Origin of the sequence: Providencia rustigianii, assembly GCF_900637755.1 — a bacterium.
In the GTDB taxonomy this organism is placed as follows: domain Bacteria; phylum Pseudomonadota; class Gammaproteobacteria; order Enterobacterales; family Enterobacteriaceae; genus Providencia; species Providencia rustigianii.
On the sequence record NZ_LR134396.1, the window covers coordinates 2,608,706 to 2,631,380 of the forward strand.

Below are 22,675 nucleotides of genomic sequence, written 5' to 3' on the forward strand. Positions count from 1 at the left end.
AATTTCCTTTAATTTTTTGATTGCCATAAGGCATAGATGAGGTTTGATTTTTATTTTTACTTATGGGAATTAATTATAAGGAATTCGCAATGAAGGGATATCTTAGATAACGCTAAATGGTGAACAACTTTAAACTGACTAGCATAAATAGGCCTGTACTTCCAAACCGATGACTTAATTAAGCCATACAAACACTGGGATAGCAAATTTAATTTTCACTCTCACCATAAAAGCGTTGATTTTGCTTAAGACACCACATATTCATCATCAATAACTTTTCCAAACAAATCATATTGATAGCCAACTTATTATCAATCCAATTATTTTTGCAATAGTATTGATTTGATTAACTGAGGTTACATATGAAAAATCCTCGCTAGGTGACTTATGTAAATATGAATGATTTCGTTCATCCCGACAGTTATACGCTAACATAGCTTTTATGTTCAATATTCATATGACTGGAAGAACCAATCATATGAATAACTTTGAAATTCTGAGAGTTATTTTTAATATCATAACCCATATCGCAGTCTTAATGACTGAGGATAAGGATGGAAATATTTTTGATTATTCAAATAGTTATCAGAATACTCAGATAAATAGTGCGTAATTAATGTTAATGGAGCCAATAAAGGCTGTGTTCCTTGGCGGTATTCGAGGATTAACTTACTCAATGCTTGCCTTTGGTTTGATGTCAGATAGCGTTTAAAGTAACCTTGGATATGCATAAGCACATTAGTGTGATTGCGCCTAGTCGCTTGGTGTTGTAATAAATTCATAAACTTATTTCGATACTCATCAAAATAAGAGTCGATTGAATCCCATTCATTGTTACTAGCAACAAAACGACCAAGTTCTCGATAAAGAGGTTGTGAATGAGCCAATAAAAGGAGCTTATATCGAGTATGAAAGTCGATTAATGAGTGCCGATTGAAGGAGTTTTTCTTTAGTTCATTTAGCTCATGAAGAGCAAATACCCGTATAATAAAATTTTCTCGAATATGAGGATCGCTTAACCTGCCATCTTCCTCAACAGGCAACCAAGGCATTGCTTTGAGTAATTGCTCAGTAAAAAGCCCCATTCCAGACTTTTTATTACCATTGCCAACAGAATCATACACTCGAACCCTTTCCAAGCCACAGCTAGGTGAGTTTTTACATACAATATAACCACTTAAATCTGAAAGCCTACTCAAATAGTCAGTCGAAAACTGAACCATTTCTTCAGTTAAATCGCCTTCCCGACCATCACTGAATTTGAGTCTAACGTTATTTTCTTCAAATTTAACTAGCCTCAATGCGGGTCTAGGTGTTGGTAAGCCAATTGCCATCTCTGGGCATGCTTGTTGGTATTCGAAATAATCTGATAACTCATCTACAGCAAAATGAAAGCGCTTATGACCACCATCAAATCTAACGCTATCACCCAATAAGCATGAGCTAATACCTACAGTGATTTTTTTACCTAATGTATTGGTCATATCACTAGAGGTAAGAAGATTAACCATCATTGCCACCTTATATGAAATCACTTATATACGAAATTGATTTATAATAATAACTGAATTCATATTAGTAACATTGCACTTTATTTACTAGCTTTATAAATCACTACTTCACACTTTAATAAAACAAACAAAAAAGCCCCACTGAAGTGAGGCTCATAAGCTGCTGACGTTGTAGTCATTCTTAGGCTATTCTAGTGAAGTGGTCAACAATAATTGGTCACAGTTTTAGAGCTTTCCCAATATAATCGTTCTGACTCATTGGGTGTTAAGTCACCGTTATATTGATGTGGCCTAATCTGACTATAATACCCAATGATATATCGTGTTATTTCTTTATGTGCTTCTATAAAATTACGGTAACCTAAAATGGGTACCCATTCTATCTTTAAACTTCTAAAAAATCGCTCCATCGGCGCATTATCCCAGCAATTACCTCGTCGAGATAAACTTTGCTTTATCTGATAACGCCATAATAATTGGCGATATTGCCGGCTTGTATAATGACTGCCTTGACCTGAATGAAACAACATATTTCTTGGCTTACCTCTTGATTCAAATGCCATTGATAATGCTTTTCCCGTTAGTTAGCTATCAGGTGAAAATGACATCGCCCAACCAACGGGCTTTCGAGCAAATAAATCCATCACGACAGCAAGATACATCCAGCGGTTACCTGACCAAATATTCGTTACATCACCCACCCAAACTTGGTTTGGTTCCGTGACCGCAAATTGGCGCCCGAGATGATTCGGTATTTCAACGTGCTCCTGAGTTGCTTTTTTATATCGATGTATTGGTGTTTGACTACTCACTAAGCCAAGTAATTTCATCAGCTTAGTTGCACGATAGCGCGGTAAAGGGACCTGTTTGGTATTCGATACCATGTCAGCAATAGTCCGAGCACCAGCAAAACCGTGACTGTTTTCATGAGCTTCTCGAACAAGCACCCGGAGCCGAGTTTGCTCCGCGGATGGCATTTTTGTACGATGATGCCAGTATTGATAGCTACTGCGATAAACCCCGAACACGTTACACAGTTATTTAATACTAAAGCGCCGGCTGAGTTTCTCGATTAACGAGAATTGTTCAGAGAGTCGAACATCACCAGCGCTGTAGCCTTTTTTAAGATCTCATTATGCTCTTCAAGTCGCGCGATTTTCTTTTTCAATTCACGGATTTCAACTTGCTCTGGCGTCATGGGTGACGCTTTCGGTGAAATCCCTTTGCGTTCTAGCTTGAGCTGCCGAACCCATTTGTCCATGGTTGATTTACCGACGCCCATAGCGTTGGCAGCCTCGACCACAGAATAGTTTTGGTCAAGCACCAGTTGAGCCGCTTCAAGTTTGAATTCAGCACTGAAAAGTCGTCTTATACGTTTTGCCATCATTGTCACCTATCTGTTTATGAGGTGATGATATCACTTCTGAGTTGGTGACCAAATTAACTATGCCACTACAAAGAAGCCGTACTGGCCAACTTTATTGATTACTTTGCACTTCACGCTTAATCTTTGATAGTATCAAGAATAGCCCTTTAAAAACAGGATAGACAGTATGTATAAAAACAAAGCTATATTAGTATGTTTTGTTATCGCTTTAGTAACAGCTTGTTCATCAAACACTAAACCCCAAACTAAGTCAGATACTTGCGAGATAAAAATGGATACTCCCGAAGGTAACTTGCCTGGGAAAATAGAGCAGTCCAGTGGAAATAACCCCGAATGTAAAGCGATTGAAAGAGCTATAGATAAAGCTATCTAACATATGGATTAGACAGAAGATAATAAGCGAGTTTTCATTGCAGAAAAGCCCCAATCATGGGGCTCATTAAAAATTTACAGCTATTTATTGATAATGGTTACTTGCTTTACATCAACTTCTAATAAAGCCCACTCTTTATCAATTTCACCATCTAAACGAACTTTTGTTTCAGATGTCACAACCTGTCCACGCCAGAGCCTATCATCAATATCTACAACAATTGAGCCAGTACTATCTTTAAATTCGTAAAGCTCTTTACCGATCTATTTAACAATATGACCTTCAAGTGAAACCCATGCATCATCAGGAAGCTCTTTCGCTTGAACGACAGTTGTACTGCTTAAGCTGTTGCAACAAACCCACCTTTTGGACCAACAGAACCATCATTCGAAACAAATCCACCCAGCATGGTTATTAGCTAATACGCCAAATGAAGCTGCTGATAATACGAGAGCAATAACTGTCTTATTCATAAGAATTCCTATTGTCTATAAATTTTTTATAGTTTATCAATTAAATCTTAACAGAATCTTAAGGCAAATAATTAACACTTTAGAGCAGTTATTGCACATAGCAGCACATGTAACTCTGACCAATCGTGACAGAAAATCTTATGTTTATTTTAACTATAAAAAAGACCGCCTAGGCGATCTTTTATGAATAACTGATATAGCTCAGATGAAAAGTTTAACCTGACCATAAGTTTATTAAAGATTAAGAGTGAACATCACTCTCTACTCAGCGTCTTTTTCTTTAGTTAAACAATAACGCAAGTTTTGCCTAATAGCTTCAATAGACCAAATCCAAAAAGCAGTTCCAACAAACTCAGATATTAGTGCTTGATAACCAGCAGTCCAAAGCCAGCCAGACAATCCTAATAATGGTACAACTAAGCCATGAGCAAAAACAGAAACACCGATACCAAAACATATACCGTGTAATAATTTCACCTTAGATAAGTATTCAGCGATAACACAATATATAACTGCAATAACTATCGAAAATAATATATGAACACCATTCCCGCCCCAATTAATACTATACCCATCCAATGATAAGTCATAGTATCTATATTTAGCCCAAGCTTTTCTAACAAGACAATGGGAGGTGGAGTTGTTTCTAGCGTTCTCGGTGGAATCAAACCTTCAAAGCCAGATTTAACTAAAGCGGAAAATACACCCGCAATAATACCAACATATATTGCTATACAAATATGCCTAGAGCTTTTCTTTGTCAATTTAAATAGATCAATCATTATACATACACGCCTTATGAATAGATATTATGAATATAGTAGAGAAAAGGGCAATTGTTTATTATTAGTATAATTATTATTTTTAATATGTTGGGATGCTTTAAGCATAGTAACAAAAGATGGCTCATTAAATATAAATAACAAATCAACAACAATAAAAAATTCAATCGATATCCCTCTGAGTAATTGTCATAGGGTTTAGCCAGTCAGCCTTGACATGCACCAGAATGAAAAAGTAACTCCTAGCTTTGCGTGTGGATTTCAAGAACGGCAGACCTACCACTTGAAATTACTTTATCGTTATAGAGAAAAATTGAAGATATATTTTTATTATTTCAATAATCCGACACATAATATTCATCAAAAAACAATATTCAAATATTGATTATTTTGTTTTTTAAAATAATAAGTTATATTAAAATAAGCATTAGGCAAGTCTCACTAAAAACAATGAGGGTATTTTATGAAAAAAATATTATTTGCTAGCATCATTGCAACATCGTTAATGACCACTTCAACTTTCGCCGCAACAGATGCAAAACCTGTATCTCAATGGACATGCGAAGATTTCTTAGCGATCGATGATGCATTTTATCCAACAGCAATTGGTGCTGCTGAGATTATTACCCAGAAAGGTAAGGTAGAAGATCCTACTTTAGATATTAGTGGTATTGAAACATCCACTCCGTTAATTGTTGAATCTTGCAAAAAAGCCCCCAAAGAATCATTTATTCAAAAAGTCGAAGCTCATTTGAAAAAAATGTAATCTAAAGACCCCACCCCTCTGGTGGGGTTTTCTTTTATTGTGCATAACTACACATGTAACTATGAACAATCTTAACAGCAAGTCTTATGTTTGTTTTAGGTATAAAGCCTGACATTACTGACGTGTCTATAACACGTGTAATATGATATGCTTATACTTCGGGATGCTATTCCTTTCAAGACTCACCGATCTGCATTAGTTCTATTTGTATCCATCCTCTTCACATTGTTCAATAACACTGCGATACTCACCACCTGCGGCTGCAATCAATGCATCAACAGTTCCTTCACCACCATCAGCAATCAGTAAACAAAGGTATTGGGCATCAGGGAATACACTTTTAAATCCTTTAGTTATAGCATTTGCGGTACATTCTGCATTCATGCTTTCCTTGAAATAATCAGGGGATATGATAATTTTCGGTCGTGTATTCAATATAGAGATCATCACAATAGGTAATGCTCCCGTTCTATGAATGTGCCGATGATTTTGTCATGCATTTCAGGCGACTTCGAATAACCTAACGTCTTACGGTTAAGACGCTTTAAGCGATTTCTTAAATTCAAATTCTCTCTTTCTATTCGTTGAGTATAAAACTTACTTGCTACGTGTTTTTGTTTAGGCAATATATCATAAGCACTGAACTTATCCGTGCACCAAAAGCCACATTAAACCGAGATAGTAAAGCCAGTAACTGGCGAAGGGTTCTCTTGTTTCGACGACCAAATGTATGAGTAATAATCCGTTTTAGGCGAGGTTCCCAGGCATACCAAAGCCAGCGTTGTTGTTTCTTATTAGCCACAAAAGACCACTGTTCATCAACTTCGCAAAGGAGTTCAATCTGCAAATTATCAAGGGGTAAAGAAGTTACCTGCTTCGGCGAGAGTTTTTTAAAGTACGAATAACCGCATTAATTCTGATATGAAGGGCCCTAGCAGTATCACGAATACCGGCATTATTCATCGTGAGGTCGATAATTTTATCTTTAGTTCCGGGTTGGTAAGCACGATATTTATAATCGAGTTGGAAGCTTCGGCAGCAGTCTTGACAGCGATAACGTTGATGACCTGTACTCCCTAAGCCATGTTTTTGCACTGAGGGAGCTTGTTGGACAAAATGGGCTCCTTACATTGATTTTAGCTATGAATATTCTCCGGTAAATTACCCTATATTACAGGTTAATCACCAGATTGAATACATGACCATTTAAATAGCTTCCTCTAAGATGCCTTCTGGAACACAGACATTACCTTCAAATAATTTACGAGCAGTTCTGATCACGGCAGCCTGAGTATTTTCTATTCGATCCCCATCCTTTAATAAAGAAACAGTAATTTTCCCACTTGGATGTTCAATATTTACTATACTGTTTAGTCTATCTTGAGACTGACCACCTATGATTTTTTGAGCAATGGAGCCTTCAATTATTGTTGCTGTTGAAATACCTATAGAACCTGTAATTGCCAATGACTTATGGCAATTGTGTGGCATGAAATAGCGAACTTTAATCGTCCCCCCCGCTGTTGGTTTGCTCAGAAGAACAGGCTTTGGAATGACTTTATCAGTTACATCGCCAAACCCCATTGCTACGCCAGCTTCTAGGCGGATCTTCTCAAGACGTTTCATAAACATCAAATCAGAATCCAGTTCAGTTGGAGATTCACTACCGGTCTTCCCCATTTGATGTGCATCGATTAAAATCATTGGCATTGCCATATCAATACATGTGACCTCAATATCATCAAATACATCTATTGCATTACCTGTGGGAAGTAATTTACCCGTTTTACAACCTGCGGAATTTAGGAACGTCAAACCAATTGGAGCAGCTGCCCCCGGCACACCATCAATTTGTGTATCCCCTTCATAAGTCACTTTGAAATCAGGGGTCTGAACTTCAACATTAACTAATGTTCCAGTATTGAGATTCCGAATACACACTGTCGTAACTGGATTTTTCGGAGCAATTAGCCCCTTTTCAATAGCGAATGGACCAACTGCACATAACATATTTCCACAATTTGGAGTTGTATCGACCCTTCGTTCTTTCACCATAACCTGAGCAAAAAGATAATCAATATCAGCATCAGGGCTATCTGAAAGACTCACAATGGCTACTTTACTGGATTGCGGGCTACCTCCACCGATACCATCAATTTCAAGATCATGGCCTGAGCCCATCAAAGCTAGCAAAACGGCATCTCGTTCCTGAATATCATCTGGTAAATCAGTCGATAGAATAACTGGCCCTTTAGAAGTGCCACCGCGCATCAGAACACAGGGTATGCTGAACATACTTTTTCTCTTCCTACAGATTAAATGATACGCCAAGCGTCCCATATGCGGATAAATAACTCTAATGCAAAGAAACAAGAGATTAATGCATTTTACACATTAATAAGACTTCAGTTATTATGGTTTAATTTCTCTATAAGCCTGAGGGTTGAAAAATGCAGCAAGAATTACAGGGTATCCAATCTTTCGTAAAAGTTGCGGAAATGGGATGTTTTACAAAAGCATCTCATTTTTTACACATCTCTCAACCCGCATTGACGAGACGAATAAAAAAACTTGAGGATAGTTTAGGTACAGCACTATTTGAACGCTCAACAAGACGAGTAAAATTGACTGCTGTAGGGAGAGATTTTCTACCTCATGCAAAAAATCTCATCGATTTTTATGAAAGCTCGATACTCAGTATTAAAGAAATGGCAACACATCAAACAGGGACAGTGACTTTATCTTGTTTACCTACAGCAGCCTTCTATTTTTTACCTTCCGTTATTCGTGATTATAACGAACATTACCCGAATATACGTATCCGAATACTTGAACATAGTGCTAGCGACTGCCTTGAGTCGGTACTTAATGGGGATGCAGATTTTGGAATAAATATGATTAACATCACACATTCTAATATAGAGTTCACACCTCTGGTTAATGAGCCTTTCGTTCTTGCCTGTAAACGCGACCATGAGCTTGCAAAAAAAAATCTCGTGATGTGGGAAGATCTTGCCGGACTCAAACTTATTGGAGTCCGAAAATCGAGTGGTAATCGATATCTAATTGATCAGGCTTTAGAAGGATTTAACTGGAAACCAAACTGGTTTTACGAAGTAAGACACCTATCCACATCACTCGGGATGGTTGAAGCAGGGCTTGGTGTTGCTGTTGTACCAAGTCTGGCAATGCCTACGGATGAGCACCATATACTGGTTAGTCGACCACTTATAGAGCCTGTGATCAGGAGAACACTTGGATTAGTGTTTAGAAAGGATGATACCTTAAGCCCTGCAGCCGATAAATTTCGTGAAGTATTGATGAAGCTTTGGTCTCAGGACAATACCAGCCCTTGGGTCAGTAGATTCAGCCGCTAGTTACACCATCTATATGTCAGCTCTGTGCCCAGACTGTGTAAAAACCATGATTTCACCCAACAAACACCAATTTGAGTTGCATTTAAGCATCCGAATAGCTCTCATTACATTCATAATATTCTGATTAAGATTGGTGACTTGTAATATGAAGTCTTTTAAAAGCAGCGTGCCTTGAACGTTGGGGGACAGATTTTGGTTAAACTAAGCGACTTTATCACTTAGTTTAGATTGATAGCTGTCATCAAACCGACAGTTCCCAGTATGGTCATCATACGTTTCAGGTTGTAAGCAAGAACGCTAAGGCTGATTTCAGTGCTCACATTTTTGAGGCGTTTAGTCAAAAAGTGAGTCGCTCCCATCCACATTTTTATCGTACCAAACGGATGCTCAACACTCTGTTTCCTTGTCACTGGGAATTCCGGATTTTCGTCCAACCGTTTTTGCATATCATCAATAATCGATTCATGTACCCATCGTCTTATGCGGCGCGGTTCTTTTTTTGATGTCGTGCATTGAGATCGGATTGAACATTCATTGCACGCTAAATTGTTGAAGTAAACATCCAGTTCAACGCCTTTCTCCATTACCTTCATTCGCTTTTGTAAACTTTTATCCGCAGGACAAATGTATACATCACTGTCGTTGTCGTACTTGAAGAGAGATTTGTTAAAAATGCCTTTGCTCTTTGAACCTGAAGTATCCGTTTGTGGTACATTCACCGTGATACCTTGATCATATGCATTTTTGATATCATTTCGGCTGAAGTAGCCTTTGTCGGCTAACACTGTAATAGATTTCTTTCCCAAAACCTTTTGGACTTGCTCGGCAACTAATGTCAGTTGACCTCTGTCTGTTGTCATGACGATATCGTGGCAAACGATGAGATGGTGCTTTGTATCGACTGCGGTTTGCACGTTATAGCAGACTTGTCTTTCCATGTGGTGTGTTTTCATCAAGCGGGCATCAGGATCTGTCTGTGATATCTGTTTGTCCGGATGCTCATTAACTCGTTTTTCGAGTGATCTTAGTTCAACTAAGCGCTGCTTTAACCAAGCTAATTTCGATGCAGCGACGGTCGGATCAGACTCTTTTTCGTTCTCATCCTTGGCATCCATCAGGCTTAAATATTTTTCGATGTTTTTTTCAACCCGCTCGATATGAAACTGCACTTTACTGGGGGTATAATTTTTGGATTTATTATTGACGGCTTTGAATTTACTACCATCGATAGCGAACACTGCATCTTCAAACATGTTGAGTTGTTTGCATAACTCGACGAATTTGCGGCAAACATTTTTAATTCCCTTGCCATTATCTTTTCTGAAGTTTGCAATCGTTTTGAAGTCGGGAGATAAACGTTCAAGCAGCCACATTAACTCGACATTGCGGTTGCATTCCTTCTCCAACCGCCGCGATGATTGAATTCGATTTAAATAACCGTAAATATAAAGCTTGAGCATCATGGCAGGGTGATAACTAGGACGGCCAGTTGACTTGGGGTTCACGTTTTCAAAACCTAAGTCGAGTAAATCGAGATGTTCAACAAAGACATCTATAACTCGCACTGGATTATCTTCGCGAACAAAGTCGTCCATGATTTCTGGAAAGAGCGTGGATTGATGCCTTGATTGACCTGTAATATGGTGAGACATGTGAGAATCTCCATGATTATGCTTACCAATCAGATAATACTGGATTTTGCTTTGAAATTGGATCGGTAGCTAAGACCAATTGTTCATAAGTACATCGCACTTAGGCCAAAAGGTGATCAAGAGTTTTTACACAGTCTGTGCCAATAGCGGACGTTATTAAGCTCAGTCAGTATGGATTCACGAAAAACATAAGTTATATTTTGTCCTGATTTACACGGGATGAAAGCTCCTGATGGCTCTCCTTTCGCTCGCTGTAACGATCTGCAAGATAATCGGTTTGTCCCTTAAGCAGCAGCGTGACTTTAAACAGCTCCTCGGCTACATCGGCGATGCGGTCATACCATGAAGAAGGTTTCATTCGTCCGTTATCGTCGAACTCTTGCCATGCCTTGGCTACAGAGGACTGGTTGGGGATCGTAAACATCCGCATCCAGCGATCCAGAATACGCATCTGGTTCACAGCATTGAAGGACTGTGAACCGCCGCAGACCTGCATTACCGCAAGTGTTTTGCCCTGCGAAGGACGAACCGCGCCTTCACTTAAGGGTATCCAGTCAATCTGCGCCTTCATAACTGCGCTCATAGCACCGTGCCGTTCCGGAGAACTCCATACCATCCCGTCACACCATCTGACCAGACCGCGCAGCTCGGTGACTTTAGGATGCGTATCTGGCGCATCATCCGGCAGGGGTAAACCTGAGGGGTTAAAGAGTTTTACCTTTGCGCCCATCGCTGTCAGCAGACGACCAGCTTCTTCCGCAGCAAAGCGGCTGTAGGAGCGCTCTCTAACTGAGCCATATAGGATCAGAATCCGCGGCGGCTCGTGCATGTGCAGGCGCTCGGCGATGTGTTGATCAATGTATTCACTATTTAGAGCTGGAAAATGTTCCATTTTTCTACTCCGGAGATATCAGATGATTTCAAATTTAACACATATGTTTTACCATATGTATATTCTAAAGGAAACGGAGTGAAAAATGCTACAACCTGTTCAGCTTTTCAAAATCCTGTCGGATGAAACCCGGCTCGCCATCGTCATGATTCTCCAGGAGTCGGGAGAACTATGCGTCTGTGATATCTGCGCAGCCATTTCCGAATCGCAGCCCAAAGTCTCGCGACATATGGCTATTCTTCGGGAGGCCGGGTTGGTTCTAGATCGTCGTGAAGGCAAATGGATCCACTATCGTCTGTCACCCCACATACCGGCATGGGCAGCTGAGACAATCACAACGTCCTGGCAGTGTATGCGAGAGGATGTGCGTGAATGGCTGGATAAATCAGCCTGCACCTCCTGTTAAGAAAAGAAAACACATGTACATAATCATATATAAAGGAGTCTGAGATGCTTTTGGCAGGAAGTATATTTTTACTGACGCTGATACTAGTGATCTGGCAACCCAGAGGCTTGAGCATTGGCTGGAGTGCGAGTATCGGGGCTATGCTGGCGCTGGTAACTGGTGTCATCCATATCACTGATATTCCCGTTGTCTGGAATATCGTCTGGAACGCGACAGCGGCATTTATTGCGGTCATTATCATCAGCCTGCTGCTCGATGAGGCCGGCTTCTTTGAGTGGACCGCACTGCACGTCTCCCGCTTGGGTAACGGGCGTGGTCGCCTGCTGTTTACCTGGATAGTGTTGCTCGGTGCCGCTGTCGCTGCTTTGTTCGCCAATGACGGCGCCGCGCTGATCCTGACACCAATTGTGATTGCAATACTGCTTGCAATGGGATTCAGCAAGAGCACAACACTAGCCTTTGTGATGGCCGCAGGATTTATAGCAGATACGGCCAGCCTACCGCTCATTGTTTCTAACCTGGTGAATATCGTCTCGGCGGACTTTTTCGATCTGGGCTTTACTCAGTATGCCTCCGTTATGATCCCCGTAGATGTGGCAGCGATTGCGGCCACGCTGGTCATGCTGCATCTCTTTTTCCGCAGGGACATTCCGGCGACGTATGACGTTTCGCTACTGAAGACTCCTGCCAGTGTGATAAAAGATCCGGCAACGTTCAGGGTGGGCTGGATTATCCTGTTATTGCTGCTTGTAGGTTTCTTTGTTTTGGAGCCTATGGGGATCCCGGTCAGCGCGATAGCGACTACTGGCGCAGCAGTACTGTTTATAGTGGCGAAAAGAGGTCATGCCATCAACACCGGAAAAGTCCTGCGCGGTGCGCCATGGCAGATCGTTATTTTTTCGCTGGGCATGTACCTGGTAGTTTATGGGCTCCGCAATGCAGGGTTAACGGAGTATCTGTCTGGTGTATTAAACCTGCTGGCAGAAAAGGGATTATGGGCAGCAACGTTTGGCACCGGTTTCCTGACCGCGCTCCTGTCGTCGATGATGAACAATATGCCGACAGTGCTGATTGGCGCGCTGTCGATTGATGGTAGTACGGCGACTAGCGTCGTCAAAGAGGCGATGATTTATGCCAACGTGATCGGCTGCGACTTAGGCCCGAAAATCACCCCGATTGGCAGTTTGGCAACCCTGCTTTGGCTGCATGTGCTTGCCCAGAAAAATATAACGATTACCTGGGGATATTACTTCCGCACCGGCATTATCATGACTCTTCCGGTGCTGTTGGTCACTTTGGCCGCGCTGGCGTTGCGGCTCTCCATCACTTTGTAATGAGATACAGATATGAGCAACATTACCATCTATCACAACCCTGCCTGCGGTACTTCTCGCAACACGCTAGAGATGATCCGTAACAGCGGCAACGAACCAACGATAATTTATTATCTCGATACGCCACCGACCCGTGATGAGCTGATTAAACTTATTTCAGATATGGGAATTACGGTGCGTGAATTACTGCGTAAGAATATTGACCCTTATGAACATCTGGGTCTTGATGAAGAGAAATTTAGTGATGAGCAGTTGATTGATTTTATGCTTCAACATCCGATCCTGATTAATCGGCCGGTAGTCGTTACGCCGCTTGGCACTCGTCTTTGCCGCCCTTCAGAAATAGTGTTGGATATTCTACCGGAAGGTCAGAAAGGAGCGTTTACCAAAGAGGATGGCGAGAAGGTCATTGACGAAACGGGGAAGCGGGTTAAGTAATCTACCCACTTCAAAATATCGGACGCCTGTTCCGCTATGCGGGCGTCCGCTTTTCGCTCAAAGCAGCCCACCAAATCTTATTGCTCACTTCACTAATCAACCATGTTAGAATAGCAAACAACTTTTTAGCTCACATCTCAAAAATATCAAAATAAACTTTAGGCCCAACAATAGGCCCAAATTAAAATTTGAATTGAACTTTGTTACTTAAAAATCAATAAAATAAAAGCCTAGTTCAGACTCCGCCAGCCCATTAAGAAACTTGAAAAATAGCTTAAAGGAACGCTGTTAAATATATCAGAGCCAATCATCATTAGACTTCAAATTATATAGAACTACTGTTCACAGTTACTAATCGAATAATATTTATCAAAAATAACAATATATTTTCGACTTCTCTTACTCAGTTGAGGGTGCCGATACTCTTGTTGTGGCAGCAAATAGAACATTAAAGGAACTTCATCGTCATCATCAACTTGGCAGTTATTATGAATAACGACTCTAAAATAAGTGTTACCCGTATTTTTTAGCACACCTTCACTAGCTCTTACATCATATTTAAAATCAATATTCTTCGGCCTAACCACAAAGTAGGTTTCTAAACTCATGGTTGGATAAAACAACGTCTGTTGTTTCTTAGAATCATCACTTTTCATTTCCAGTGGTGTTTCGCTAATAATAATTTTGTAATAGCGCTCTTGATTATCACTTTTTCCACGATAAAAAATTTTGAAGAACTCCCTCTCTCCCGGTAATAAAATTTTTTTTAATGGCGTAAAAATGATCTCACCTTCCGTGATAGGCTCACCGTTTTCTTTGCTGCCTGGCCTATCAATTTTATAAGCACTAAAGTTATATAGGTTTGTTTTTTTAGTATCGTTAATATAAGACTTTGAAAAAAATGTTTTATCCGCCTCCATTGAAGATATATCGGCATCAACATAGAGCGCATAAGCCTTACCATAAAAGAAAAATATCACTAAAAACAGTGAGATTTTAAGCAAAAAATATAATTTTCCATCTTTCATTTCATTATGCACTCTTATAAAAACATATATATCTATTGTATATCCGGACCAGTCCAAATTGCTTTTACAACAACAGATCCACTAGCAGATACCGTACCTAACCAATCAATACCATCAAGAGTAAACAACGAAGTTGAATCATTCATTGGGAAACGTAAATCGAGATTTGTTCGGTAAAACCGCCCTGAATCCTGATTAGGCCTATCCCAAGGAGTCTCTTCCCATAATGCGTTTTTTAGCGATATTTCATTACTATCACAACTTGCTCGATAGGTGGCTTCTGTACCATTTCCATTTTTAAAAACCAGATAAGCAGAAAAAGGGACTTTAAGTTTGTCATCATCAGAAGAGAATAAACAATAGCTTTGCCCTTTTATATTCACATTAGATCCTTCTACCTTGGCAGTAATCGAATCCGCTTGTCGAGGCCCACTAGTTGTCACAATATAATTAAATTCAATTGGCTGTTCACTGCTTCCCACTTTCCCAGTTTTAGATTGAATTGGATTAAAATCCGCAGGAATTATACTAATTCCATAATCTCTCGGTTTTATTACCAGATAATTTGATGGCGTAAACTCATAAAATCCCGATTGAGGGAGTGGTGATTGAAATGCAAAGGTATACACACTATCTGCAAGAGTCACAGTTGAGTTTGGAGAAGCATCTACAATCGATTTCAAATAGGTACTTGATAGAAAAACCTCAATATCCGGTGATCCATTATTAAATATTTCTGACATATTTGTGGTTGATGACCAGTTAGTCCAGCGAGTACTATTACTTCCTTTGTATTGAATTAATGCGGCTCTAGGAGATGCTGTCAAACCTAATTTTTGATAGTCAATATACATTCTAACCGTGAACGAGCCACTAATAGATGCCCCTTTCGTTTCTAGCTCTACTAATTTGCATATGACACCAGATACATTCCCTACAATGCCTATTGAGCAAAAATTAGAACCTAAACCAACCGTAGGATTACCATTACTATCAACAAAAACCTCCTGAAGCGCCCCTGTCCCTTTTAAGATAATATTTCCTTTCTTATTCGTTGGAATATAATGTTGCTGAGTAGAAGTTCGACCTCCGCTTGTCATACATGTTGAAGAACTAAGGTCGTAATCATCTCGGCTAGTGCAGGTTCTTAAGTCAAATGTGTACTCTGTCCCTGGCGGTAACTCTGCAAGCCAACGATAAAATGATTCAGAAAAAATAGGTCTTGAGTAACCAGACTCACCCGGAGTTCCCGTTTGCTGAATTTTATAAGCCCCATTATCACGTAATTGTTGTGCGGGCCAATAAGAAGTTGCTGGGCAATTTCGATTATTTGTCATACAGCGGTTACCAAGGAAAGGCTGATTGACAGGTGAATTCTCTAGCCAAATATCACCAATATTATAAGTTGAGCTAAAAGGCGATCCTGTATACCCCATATAACCCAAACTTAACTGACTATTTCTCTGATATTTTGTAAAAATATTTGAGCCAGAAAAACGAGGGTCAACCCTATTAGCAACGATAAAAAATTCATTATCAATTTGATTTTCGACAATAACATATTCCTGCAATGCAGATGTCGCCGAAAATGAATTAGGTGTTAAAGTAGCAAATGAAAAAAATAATGCTAATACCAATAGTAATCGCATATTATATTAACCTTAAAATATTTATTTAGCGTTTCGCGAATGCTTCTTGAGGATCACAGGTAACATCACCTAACCATAACGCTCCACGAGCACCTTCTAAATTTAAATCAGCTTCACAGATCGTTTTTTCATCTTCCTGTAAAAGCGAAATAACGGGATAACGCACATCTACATCCATTGAAAACTCACCATTATGATCCGTTTTAGTTCTACCAATATGGTTACGTATTGAAGCATATTTAATAAACTCACCTGCTGGTGATTTAAGGCGACCAAATACAGTCACCAACTGTCTCACTTCAGGTTGATAAATAGCTATATTCCCGGGGTATAACGTCACTGACTTACTTCGCCCAGATACAATGTCAAAACTATCTTTTGATTTACCATCATTCATTAATTGAATGTCATAATCAGCGTATGGCGACAATGGAATAAACGTATTTTTTCCACTGATTGGATAATTTTGTCCATTAACTTGGGCCACCATACTGCCATCCCCTTGAATACTAGAATTGATAATAACCCCCGCTTTACCTTGTTGACCACTTGGCGTTATTCTCCCTCCACCATAAGCAACAGAACCTCGTGACGTCAAATTCCCATTGATTCGATCGCTGTCTGGTCGGTTTATCGTGACAGTACCTGAATTATATTTCATGTCATAGGATGCATAAGCTAATGTAGAAATATCAGACTCTCCGTTATTTTTATCACGAACTAATTTAGAAACAGATACTCCTGCATTCGTTATTACTGAATCTTCAAAACTCTTATTTGCATAAATATTAGCTTTTATATTCCCATTTGTTGATGAAATGCCGGTGCTTATCCATGTAGTTAATGGCAATGAGAAATCAAGATTAATATATTTTTCATTAGTACTATTTTGATTATCGTAATGATAGCGTTGAACCCCAGTTCTTAACCCTATGGTTCCATAACTACCTGAAAATAAAGTATTTGAATATTCATAATTTATCGAGTCACTCCCTACACGGCTATCCCTTGTGTTACTGATAGTAAAGCTACCTGTTCTATCAATAATTTTATCGAAATTAAATGTGCCCCCATAAGAGTAACTATCAGCATCATAAAGTGGTAAATCACCTTTTATTATCGTTTTTTCTTTTGATGCCCAAATTGAACCATAGCCTTCTGGTATATTGACTGAAATAGTGCCAATATTTCGATGACTTCCATGATTTTCAATCATTCCTTGCCAAGATACAGAAACATATTCATTTACGGATAAATTAACACTTGTTTCATTCACCAAATACTTATCAAAACCATAGTTAGACATGGTTAAATTAAGTCCAGATAATACTGGAAATCCTTTCGCCAAAGAGCCACCTAATAAATAGCTTTTACTCGGTGTTTGGCTATGTGAATCCTCACCTCTAACATAATTTTTTTTATCAAAATCAACATACCCCCCGTAAATTTCCCAATTTATTTTATCGGGACCAGCTGTCATAGCGCCAAAAGATTTATTAATTGTTTGATTTTGTGTTGTAACAATTTTTCCATCAACAACAGTTTCAATCGTGACATCATAAATACCAAAAGGCAGTACGCTAGTATCAACTTCAAAATTTCCCATAGGAAAATTTTGAATGTTTAATAACTTACCTTGGCGATAAATACGAACCTCTCCGGGACTATTTAAAAATGCATAAATAGGCGTCAGCGAATATTGTTTATTAACGACAACACTAGATGAGTTATTGCCAATAGAGGCTGCATAAATTTTACTGCTACTAAGGGTAGTTAAACTGGCGATTGACTGTAAATTCCACGTGCTCATTAACCCTATCGCAAAACGAAAACCATTAAAATCACGTTCATACATTGCACGGTAAAGATCGACACTGGAATTTGATTTCCCAATACTGTATGCCGATGCATTAATATTTAAATGATGCTCAGCAATAGCGAAAAGTGTATCCAAGTTGAAATAGCTACTGGATGAATTATTACTATTCTTAACTTGGCTTTGAAACACACCTAAATCATAATTTGTAACAGCAGAAATAGCATTAACCGAAGAGTCACCTAAGGCAAATTACCTCATGCGTTTTTTCGGTGAAAAGGCTTGTTTATCAACATCTAAAGATAAATTAAATGATGATATATTCAATTTTAACGTGGCGTTATTATCGATCACGATACCATTATTTTCGTTAAAAAATGTATCCTGCTGCTGTTCTATTTTTTCAATTAATACCTTATTTAATTGAGGGCCTTTATTACCATCAACAAGATGTATATTTGCAAGCTTAATTTTTCCTTGTTCGATAATAATAATGGCATCAGCAATTTTATTTTCACTTTGACTCTGTTGTGATTCATTTTCTAATCGTAAGAATACAGGTATAGACATACCCTCTTCTAATGCCACTACAAAAGCAGGAGGGATAACATATCCTCCAATTTTAATACTTTTTAATTCGTTAGCATTAATGGCATTCGAAAAAATAACACTCATTATTGATAGTGCAATAACATTCTTACGCATATTTAAAGTCCAGTCTTAATTATTTGACAACAATGAACTCCCCTTGATGCCATATACCAACGCTTGATTTTTTATTATTAAGGTCGACGAGCCTTAGTGTTACAGCTAAATTAGGCATAAGGTAATAACGCTCACGACAAATACCATCAATACCCTCTTTTTGTTTTTCGATTAAACAAGGTCCTGACGCTACTACACGAAAAGAGCTATTCCCTAAATTTGAAACAATAGAATCACTGTATTTATACTTGAACTTTTCTATTCTAGGTGCCACGACTAAAATAGTGCTAATCGTCGCAGATGTTGTAGCGGATGCAGATTTAGAACTTTGAGTAATTCCACTCTCACCAATAGGATCATCTTTCCAATTTAGTCGATAATATCGTTCATTATCATCCTTTGGACCTTGATAGATAATTTTAAAAACATCCTTAGCATTGCCTGGCAAAATTAAATTTGCTGGAGTAGATAATATTTCATTAGGATTATTAACTGAAATAATCTTTCCCCCCTCTAAAGGGGAATCAATTTTCTCAATACTAAGATTTACCAACCTTGCAGTATTAACCGTATTTTCAATTTCTTTTGCTAATGTCTCTTCATTTGACGATATAATCTCAGTAATATTACCAACATTGACTGCCAAGCTAGTTTTAATTGGTAATAAAAAAAATGAAATGGCAATAAATATTATTTTTTTCATAGTCATATAGTTCATAAATAGAATGACGATAAAGATATCATGTCCTTATATTATCTTTATCGTGAGATAAATATGTTACTTAGAAATCACAAAGAACTTATGGAACAACAGGAGCAAAAGTACCATCCCAAGTTGCAGTAAATTGTACTTTCACATCGCCGTCCCAAACACCATCTGTTAAGGAGTTAAAGTCAGTAGGAGAGCCTGCAGACTCGGCACTTGCAATATTAAAGGTAAACTCACCACGATCTGTTGCGCGCTCTGCGCCGTTATATACACCATCAGCGGCTAAATTATCTAAACCTGAAGTTAGACCTTTTGAAGTATCAATTAATACAGTATCAGTCGTATTGTTTAAATTTTCGCCATTCCATTTAACACCAACGGTTAATTTAGAATCATCTGTTGTTCTTGCTAATGTATTTGCAACAATTTTAGATGCTAATTTAAAATCAGTTGCACCAGCTAACCCTTGAATAGCAATATCAAATGCCCCATTTTGTTGGTTAAAACTTTTTTGGCCTTCTGCATAATTAAAAGTAAGGCTTTTTAATGGCGTAACAACTAGCATGCTCGTAGTATCTTTAATTGCTGTCGCTTGCCATGTCGCAGTAGCTTGCGCTGTACGTGTCTCTGCATTGGCAATTGAAGTAAAAGAAGCAGCAATGATCGTAGACAACAACACCGAAGTCATTTTTTTATTTAACATATTATTCTCTCTATTAACATTCACTATACAAAAATAATTACATAATATAAAAAACACTTTTAGTTGTGTTTTTTATAAAAAATAATCACCATTAATAACTCTTAAAGCATAAGTTATTTGGCTTTTGTCTCTTTATTAAAATGATATTTGAATATAAATTAGATTATTTCTTAGTAAGGCTTTCTATCAAATACTTACTTAACGAGTAGTTTTTTATCAAGTCGTCCTTGTTTATTGATTTTTTTTCACTTTCAATTTCAGTTTCAATGACCTGAATTAGCTCTCCCCATGATTTATCTAAAAAAAACAATAATTGGCTTAACTGTTCTAAAGTTAAAGATGTTCTTCCAGTTTCATATCGAGATATTTGTTGCTGGCTGACATGCATTAATTTAGCTAATTGCTTACCAGTCATGTTTTTTTCTTTTCTTGCTTTCCGTAAAAATTTACCTGCATAAAAACTGATTGAGTTATATCCCATAAGCATATTTCCAATAATGGCTTAAATTTTCATTTCTTATTTACATGTCGTGATGTGTAGTAATGATATAGGGAGATAATAATAAGATTAAAATGTTTTTACCATTCAAAATGAGCACTTTGATAGATTTAAACTATTGATGATGAATTTTTAGTCGCAGGAATTTATTTTAGTCCGTAGAAATACGCAAGAGGAATAACTCATCTATTTGCAAGCAGATGATAAATAAGTGCATTTAAAAAATAACACCTTATTTTGTATATTTTAAATATTCTTTAAATAAAATTTACTTTTTTCATGTTTATATTAAAAAACACACTTAACATCATTTATATTTTCAATTTGTTACACTTTCAAATATTTTGAATTATTTAAAATAAATTTTACTCACAATGTGTGTAATTTGTTTTTCATCTAACAAAACACAACTGAGTAGTATTTAGTTTTATATCTTTAAGTTTAATCAGAATATTCAAAACACTAAGGCTTTTATTGAAGATGTTTAATTTTATTACCAAGGAGATTATAGAAAATATTATTACGTTGTGTAACTATTTCGTTATTCTATTAATAGATTGTTTAAGTAAATTGGCGAATACACAATAAAAATTAGCTAATTCGACTGATTGGTATTAAAGCTGGTGTCAAAATATCCAATTGAGCCTTGTTAAAGTGAGTGAATTTTAAACAATTAGGTCATACTAAAAATTGAAAGATGCTTTTGGAGGACTAGGTTGTGCAAGAAAGAATACGAATCGGGGTATGTTTAAGCATGTGGATTAGCTAGATACTGTCATTGTTTTAGATCAATATAAATTAAACAGCACCCCAGAATAAGTTCTAAATTCCGAGGTGCTAATAAAAATTTAATCGCTATGCTGATACTTTATTAATGATAAAGCATCTCGTGTACGATATCTTTTTCGTTCATCGAATATGGATAATATGTCGGCCAGTTATCCAGTTGGACCAATAAAGCTTCATGTGATTCATTTCCCATATAAAGATGGAAGTGTGCAGCTTTTTCAGGGGAAATAATATGGTCACTGAACTGAATAAACTTGGGAGCATGGCTATTTTTATCTTTACACTCAAATAAATAACGCACCCCTTTTTTACCTGATGTATAAGTTAGAATCCGATAGCCTGAATAGGTATATTCACATTGTTCGACCTTATCTCCTCGGTGGAATTCAATGATATTATTTTCAATACCAATCATATCCACATCCGTTCTATATCCCTTAGCATAATAAGTACGATACTCTTCTACTGTCTTATCCTTATTTTTTTCAGCTTTCGCCTGCATTACTGGATCCAAAGTACCATTGGTGAGATAAGGTTCAACAGATTGCCAAACCCCATCCCAATCACTTAGTTTTCGGTCCTTAACATCCTTATCCTCAAAAATTCCGCTCGCAGCTTTACGTTGTGCTTCCGTCTGCTGCTTATCGTGATGATGTCCATGTGCAATTGCAGTGCCACTAAATAAACTAGTTAGTAACAGCAGTCGGAGAATATTTTTTGTAGTCATATATTCCCCTGTAATGATTTAATACACGGATTTGCTTTGCAAATCATGTCAGTGCCAACATGATAGTGACAAATTTTACAACTCTGATCGCTCCATTGCATATATAGCTGCGAACTTAATACCAGCATTAGTTTTCCTCTCTTTTTTGCACAAAATGACCGAAGCGCTTATTAAAACGGGAAACATTGCCTTCCTGGATATTGATCCTCTGCTTTCCGGTATAGAACGGATGAGAGTGTGAAGACACATCAAGAGTGACATACGGGTAAGTTTGTCCTTCAAATTCAATAACTCTTTCTGTTTTTATTGTTGATCCAACTTTGAAATAAGCATCAACAGTGGTGTCATGGAAAATTACTGTCCGGTAATGTGGGTGAATATCAGATTTCATGATTATCTCCTGCTTAGATTATTGTTACGTTATAACATAACGATAATCTTTTTTAGCATGATTGACCACTTTTTTTTAATCTTGTTTTATATTGGGGAATAAGTCGAAAGGCTTACGATAATAACTATATCTACGAACCTAGATATCAAATTCCATACTCATTAATCAATTCTGTCATTATCAACCAACGTTAAGATGTCTCTCTATTTTAAATATTATGCATCAGAATTCACCTTACCATTATAGAAAAGCCCCACCGAAGCGAGGC

The 22,675-nt window shown here is 37.9% G+C and carries 18 protein-coding genes and 5 pseudogenes; 6 read left to right on the forward strand and 17 right to left on the reverse strand.

The window, feature by feature from the left end; translation table 11 throughout:
• Positions 1-515 precede the first annotated feature (515 nt).
• Together EL244_RS12040 and EL244_RS12045 are read right to left on the reverse strand one after the other, a co-directional pair.
• Entirely contained in the window at positions 516-1,511 is a 996-nt protein-coding gene (locus tag EL244_RS12040) for a YbgA family protein (RefSeq protein WP_126461164.1), read from the reverse strand.
• A gap of 203 nt (positions 1,512-1,714) precedes the next feature.
• Positions 1,715-2,932 (reverse strand): annotated as a pseudogene (locus EL244_RS12045) (IS3 family transposase).
• A gap of 132 nt (positions 2,933-3,064) precedes the next feature.
• On the opposite strand from EL244_RS12045, the gene EL244_RS12050 reads away from it, so the two are divergent.
• The gene (locus EL244_RS12050; RefSeq protein WP_126461167.1) at positions 3,065-3,271 is read left to right on the forward strand and encodes a thiamine biosynthesis protein ApbE; all 207 of its coding nucleotides are present in this window, start codon (positions 3,065-3,067) and stop codon (positions 3,269-3,271) included.
• A gap of 80 nt (positions 3,272-3,351) precedes the next feature.
• Here EL244_RS12050 and EL244_RS12055 read toward each other — a convergent pair whose 3' ends face one another.
• On the reverse strand, positions 3,352-3,534 hold the full coding sequence (locus EL244_RS12055; protein WP_336426575.1) for a YgiW/YdeI family stress tolerance OB fold protein: 183 nt from the start codon (positions 3,532-3,534) through the stop codon (positions 3,352-3,354).
• A 471-nt stretch (positions 3,535-4,005) separates the two neighbouring features.
• Positions 4,006-4,526 (reverse strand): annotated as a pseudogene (locus tag EL244_RS18400) (YagU family protein).
• 463 nt (positions 4,527-4,989) lie between these two features.
• Here EL244_RS18400 and hdeA point away from each other — a divergent pair.
• The gene (gene hdeA, locus EL244_RS12065) at positions 4,990-5,292 is read left to right on the forward strand and encodes an acid-activated periplasmic chaperone HdeA (protein ID WP_126461170.1); all 303 of its coding nucleotides are present in this window, start codon (positions 4,990-4,992) and stop codon (positions 5,290-5,292) included.
• 234 nt (positions 5,293-5,526) lie between these two features.
• Here the strand turns inward: hdeA and EL244_RS12070 are convergent.
• From EL244_RS12070 to EL244_RS12080, 3 genes and pseudogenes are all read right to left on the reverse strand, one after another.
• A pseudogene (locus EL244_RS12070) lies at positions 5,527-5,739 on the reverse strand (glycerate kinase); the annotation flags it as partial.
• Positions 5,739-6,436 (reverse strand): annotated as a pseudogene (locus tag EL244_RS12075) (IS1 family transposase). The pseudogenes EL244_RS12075 and EL244_RS12070, both read right to left, overlap by 1 nt.
• Positions 6,437-6,498: 62 nt before the next feature.
• Positions 6,499-7,587 (reverse strand): 4-oxalomesaconate tautomerase, encoded by a 1,089-nt coding sequence (locus tag EL244_RS12080; protein WP_126461173.1) that lies wholly within the window; start codon positions 7,585-7,587, stop codon positions 6,499-6,501.
• A 155-nt stretch (positions 7,588-7,742) separates the two neighbouring features.
• Between EL244_RS12080 and EL244_RS12085 the strand changes: the two genes are divergently transcribed.
• Positions 7,743-8,669: a LysR family transcriptional regulator gene (locus EL244_RS12085; protein WP_126461176.1), complete on the forward strand. Its 927-nt coding sequence runs from the start codon at positions 7,743-7,745 to the stop codon at positions 8,667-8,669.
• Positions 8,670-8,887: 218 nt separating this feature from the next.
• Here the strand turns inward: EL244_RS12085 and EL244_RS12090 are convergent, their stop codons facing one another.
• A complete protein-coding gene (locus EL244_RS12090; protein ID WP_126461179.1) occupies positions 8,888-10,321 on the reverse strand; it encodes an IS1182 family transposase in 1,434 nt (477 codons plus the stop codon).
• A 193-nt stretch (positions 10,322-10,514) separates the two neighbouring features.
• Entirely contained in the window at positions 10,515-11,213 is a 699-nt protein-coding gene (arsH, locus tag EL244_RS12095) for an arsenical resistance protein ArsH (RefSeq protein ID WP_126461182.1), read from the reverse strand.
• Positions 11,214-11,298: 85 nt separating this feature from the next.
• Between arsH and EL244_RS12100 the strand changes: the two genes are divergently transcribed.
• The 3 genes from EL244_RS12100 to arsC are packed head-to-tail and all read left to right on the forward strand — an operon-like array spanning position 11,299 to position 13,391.
• Entirely contained in the window at positions 11,299-11,619 is a 321-nt protein-coding gene (locus EL244_RS12100; protein WP_126461184.1) for a transcriptional regulator, read from the forward strand.
• Positions 11,620-11,663: 44 nt separating this feature from the next.
• Positions 11,664-12,953, forward strand: a complete 1,290-nt coding sequence (locus EL244_RS12105; protein WP_126461187.1) for an arsenic transporter — start codon at positions 11,664-11,666, stop codon at positions 12,951-12,953.
• A 12-nt stretch (positions 12,954-12,965) separates the two neighbouring features.
• On the forward strand, positions 12,966-13,391 hold the full coding sequence (gene arsC / locus EL244_RS12110; protein ID WP_004911718.1) for a glutaredoxin-dependent arsenate reductase: 426 nt from the start codon (positions 12,966-12,968) through the stop codon (positions 13,389-13,391).
• Between the two features lie 335 nt (positions 13,392-13,726).
• Here arsC and EL244_RS12115 read toward each other — a convergent pair whose 3' ends face one another.
• From EL244_RS12115 to EL244_RS12150, 8 genes and pseudogenes are all read right to left on the reverse strand, one after another.
• Positions 13,727-14,419, reverse strand: coding sequence for a fimbrial protein (locus EL244_RS12115; protein ID WP_126461190.1), 693 nt, complete (start codon positions 14,417-14,419; stop codon positions 13,727-13,729).
• Positions 14,420-14,451: 32 nt separating this feature from the next.
• Entirely contained in the window at positions 14,452-16,068 is a 1,617-nt protein-coding gene (locus EL244_RS12120; RefSeq protein WP_126461193.1) for a fimbrial protein, read from the reverse strand.
• 25 nt (positions 16,069-16,093) lie between these two features.
• Positions 16,094-18,589: pseudogene (locus EL244_RS12125) on the reverse strand (TcfC E-set like domain-containing protein).
• Positions 18,590-18,608: 19 nt separating this feature from the next.
• A complete protein-coding gene (locus EL244_RS12130; protein WP_126462839.1) occupies positions 18,609-19,292 on the reverse strand; it encodes an EcpB family pilus assembly chaperone in 684 nt (227 codons plus the stop codon).
• A gap of 97 nt (positions 19,293-19,389) precedes the next feature.
• On the reverse strand, positions 19,390-20,001 hold the full coding sequence (gene ecpA / locus EL244_RS12135) for a common pilus major fimbrillin subunit EcpA (RefSeq protein ID WP_126461196.1): 612 nt from the start codon (positions 19,999-20,001) through the stop codon (positions 19,390-19,392).
• A 163-nt stretch (positions 20,002-20,164) separates the two neighbouring features.
• On the reverse strand, positions 20,165-20,482 hold the full coding sequence (locus EL244_RS12140; protein WP_126461199.1) for a helix-turn-helix domain-containing protein: 318 nt from the start codon (positions 20,480-20,482) through the stop codon (positions 20,165-20,167).
• A gap of 889 nt (positions 20,483-21,371) precedes the next feature.
• Positions 21,372-22,016, reverse strand: coding sequence for a metal-binding protein ZinT (gene zinT, locus EL244_RS12145; RefSeq protein WP_126461202.1), 645 nt, complete (start codon positions 22,014-22,016; stop codon positions 21,372-21,374).
• 127 nt (positions 22,017-22,143) lie between these two features.
• Complete coding sequence (locus EL244_RS12150) at positions 22,144-22,407, reverse strand: type B 50S ribosomal protein L31 (RefSeq protein WP_006814917.1); 264 nt, start codon at positions 22,405-22,407, stop codon at positions 22,144-22,146.
• Positions 22,408-22,675: the final 268 nt, after the last annotated feature.

Coding starts and splice junctions, on each gene's coding strand:
- EL244_RS12040 (WP_126461164.1), bottom strand. CDS start 1,511: ATGGTTAATCTTCTTACCTCTAGTGATATGACCAATACATTAGGTAAA.
- EL244_RS12050 (WP_126461167.1), top strand. CDS start 3,065: ATGTATAAAAACAAAGCTATATTAGTATGTTTTGTTATCGCTTTAGTA.
- hdeA (WP_126461170.1), top strand. CDS start 4,990: ATGAAAAAAATATTATTTGCTAGCATCATTGCAACATCGTTAATGACC.
- EL244_RS12080 (WP_126461173.1), bottom strand. CDS start 7,587: ATGTTCAGCATACCCTGTGTTCTGATGCGCGGTGGCACTTCTAAAGGG.
- EL244_RS12085 (WP_126461176.1), top strand. CDS start 7,743: ATGCAGCAAGAATTACAGGGTATCCAATCTTTCGTAAAAGTTGCGGAA.
- EL244_RS12090 (WP_126461179.1), bottom strand. CDS start 10,321: ATGTCTCACCATATTACAGGTCAATCAAGGCATCAATCCACGCTCTTT.
- arsH (WP_126461182.1), bottom strand. CDS start 11,213: ATGGAACATTTTCCAGCTCTAAATAGTGAATACATTGATCAACACATC.
- EL244_RS12100 (WP_126461184.1), top strand. CDS start 11,299: ATGCTACAACCTGTTCAGCTTTTCAAAATCCTGTCGGATGAAACCCGG.
- EL244_RS12105 (WP_126461187.1), top strand. CDS start 11,664: ATGCTTTTGGCAGGAAGTATATTTTTACTGACGCTGATACTAGTGATC.
- arsC (WP_004911718.1), top strand. CDS start 12,966: ATGAGCAACATTACCATCTATCACAACCCTGCCTGCGGTACTTCTCGC.
- EL244_RS12115 (WP_126461190.1), bottom strand. CDS start 14,419: ATGAAAGATGGAAAATTATATTTTTTGCTTAAAATCTCACTGTTTTTA.
- EL244_RS12120 (WP_126461193.1), bottom strand. CDS start 16,068: ATGCGATTACTATTGGTATTAGCATTATTTTTTTCATTTGCTACTTTA.
- EL244_RS12130 (WP_126462839.1), bottom strand. CDS start 19,292: ATGAAAAAAATAATATTTATTGCCATTTCATTTTTTTTATTACCAATT.
- ecpA (WP_126461196.1), bottom strand. CDS start 20,001: ATGTTAAATAAAAAAATGACTTCGGTGTTGTTGTCTACGATCATTGCT.
- EL244_RS12140 (WP_126461199.1), bottom strand. CDS start 20,482: ATGGGATATAACTCAATCAGTTTTTATGCAGGTAAATTTTTACGGAAA.
- zinT (WP_126461202.1), bottom strand. CDS start 22,016: ATGACTACAAAAAATATTCTCCGACTGCTGTTACTAACTAGTTTATTT.
- EL244_RS12150 (WP_006814917.1), bottom strand. CDS start 22,407: ATGAAATCTGATATTCACCCACATTACCGGACAGTAATTTTCCATGAC.